Origin of the sequence: Virgibacillus sp. JSM 102003, from assembly GCF_041949995.1 — a bacterium.
Lineage (GTDB): Bacteria > Bacillota > Bacilli > Bacillales > Amphibacillaceae > Lentibacillus.
Window position 1 is genome coordinate 1 of the sequence record NZ_JBHFQH010000033.1, and the last position, 1,417, is coordinate 1,417.

Sequence of the window (1,417 nt, forward strand, 5' to 3'; positions counted from 1 at the left end):
CGCCTTTCAATTTCTCAACATGTGCTGAAAAATATTATCCGGTATTAGCCCCGGTTTCCCGGGGTTATCCCAGTCTTACAGGCAGGTTGCCCACGTGTTACTCACCCGTCCGCCGCTCGTTCCACAAGCTTCACCCCGGAGGGATCCGCCTGCTTCCCGCGCTCGACTTGCATGTATTAGGCACGCCGCCAGCGTTCGTCCTGAGCCAAGATCAAACTCTCCATAAAAGTTCGTTTGATTATGATTGACACCAATCAATCATCTGTTCTTAGCTTAAAAATTGAAATCAGGGTTTAAAAGTTTAACTTTTATCCTGTTTTCTTGACATACTGGTTGTTTTGTTCAGTTTTCAAGGAGCAAATAAATATCATTAATGGTGGAGCCTAGCGGGATCGAACCGCTGACCTCCTGCGTGCAAGGCAGGCGCTCTCCCAGCTGAGCTAAGGCCCCAAAAATGGTCGGGAAGACAGGATTCGAACCTGCGACCCCGTGGTCCCAAACCACGTGCTCTACCAAGCTGAGCTACTTCCCGTTAAAATGGCGCGCCCGAGAGGAGTCGAACCCCTAACCTCTTGATCCGTAGTCAAACGCTCTATCCAATTGAGCTACGGGCGCATATGGTGCCGAGGGCCGGACTCGAACCGGCACGGTAGTGACCTACCGCAGGATTTTAAGTCCTGTGCGTCTGCCAATTCCGCCACCCCGGCGTGGATTAGATTGGCTAATTGGAGCGGAAGACGGGATTCGAACCCGCGACCCCCACCTTGGCAAGGTGGTGTTCTACCACTGAACTACTTCCGCTTAAGACACTATTACAAAATTAAAATGGTGCGGGTGGAGGGACTTGAACCCCCACGTCGTAAGACACTAGATCCTAAATCTAGCGCGTCTGCCAATTCCGCCACACCCGCAAAAGGTGGTGAGCCATGGAGGATTCGAACCTCCGACCCTCTGATTAAAAGTCAGATGCTCTGCCAGCTGAGCTAATGGCTCCTACTATGTTTATTCTTAAATTAATATGTTTATTTAAAATGGTGCCGGCCAGAGGAATTGAACCCCCAACCTACTGATTACAAGTCAGTTGCTCTGCCAATTGAGCTAGACCGGCATAATGGTGGAGGATGCAGGGCTCGAACCTGCGACCCCCTGCTTGTAAGGCAGGTGCTCTCCCAGCTGAGCTAATCCTCCCGGACATATATAATGCCTGGCGGCGTCCTACTCTTGCAGGGGCAAAGCCCCAACTACCATCGGCGCTGGAGAGCTTAACTGCTGTGTTCGGCATGGGAACAGGTGTGTCCTCTCCGCTAATGCTACCAGACATGTCCTTAAATTGAAAGACAAAATATATTATATGCATTTTCAAGAAAAAATGCAAGGGTTTTTTGTAATTTTATACCCTAAAAACTAAATAAGAGCT

At 49.7% G+C, this 1,417-nt stretch carries 9 tRNA genes and 2 rRNA genes; all 11 read right to left on the minus strand.

The window, feature by feature from the left end:
* Window positions 1-227 (minus strand): 16S ribosomal RNA (locus ACE1TG_RS19650); the annotation flags it as partial.
* Window positions 228-374: 147 nt separating this feature from the next.
* Window positions 375-450 (minus strand) — tRNA-Ala (locus ACE1TG_RS19655).
* Window positions 451-455: 5 nt separating this feature from the next.
* Window positions 456-532, minus strand: a tRNA-Pro gene (locus ACE1TG_RS19660).
* A gap of 6 nt (window positions 533-538) precedes the next feature.
* Window positions 539-615: transfer RNA gene (locus tag ACE1TG_RS19665), tRNA-Arg, on the minus strand.
* A gap of 3 nt (window positions 616-618) precedes the next feature.
* A tRNA-Leu gene (locus ACE1TG_RS19670) sits at window positions 619-707 on the minus strand.
* Between the two features lie 19 nt (window positions 708-726).
* A tRNA-Gly gene (locus tag ACE1TG_RS19675) sits at window positions 727-801 on the minus strand.
* 25 nt (window positions 802-826) lie between these two features.
* Window positions 827-911, minus strand: a tRNA-Leu gene (locus ACE1TG_RS19680).
* A 6-nt stretch (window positions 912-917) separates the two neighbouring features.
* Window positions 918-993 (minus strand) — tRNA-Lys (locus tag ACE1TG_RS19685).
* Window positions 994-1,032: 39 nt separating this feature from the next.
* Window positions 1,033-1,108, minus strand: a tRNA-Thr gene (locus ACE1TG_RS19690).
* A 4-nt stretch (window positions 1,109-1,112) separates the two neighbouring features.
* Window positions 1,113-1,188 (minus strand) — tRNA-Val (locus ACE1TG_RS19695).
* Window positions 1,189-1,202: 14 nt separating this feature from the next.
* Window positions 1,203-1,318: ribosomal RNA gene (gene rrf, locus ACE1TG_RS19700) — 5S ribosomal RNA — on the minus strand.
* Window positions 1,319-1,417: the final 99 nt, after the last annotated feature.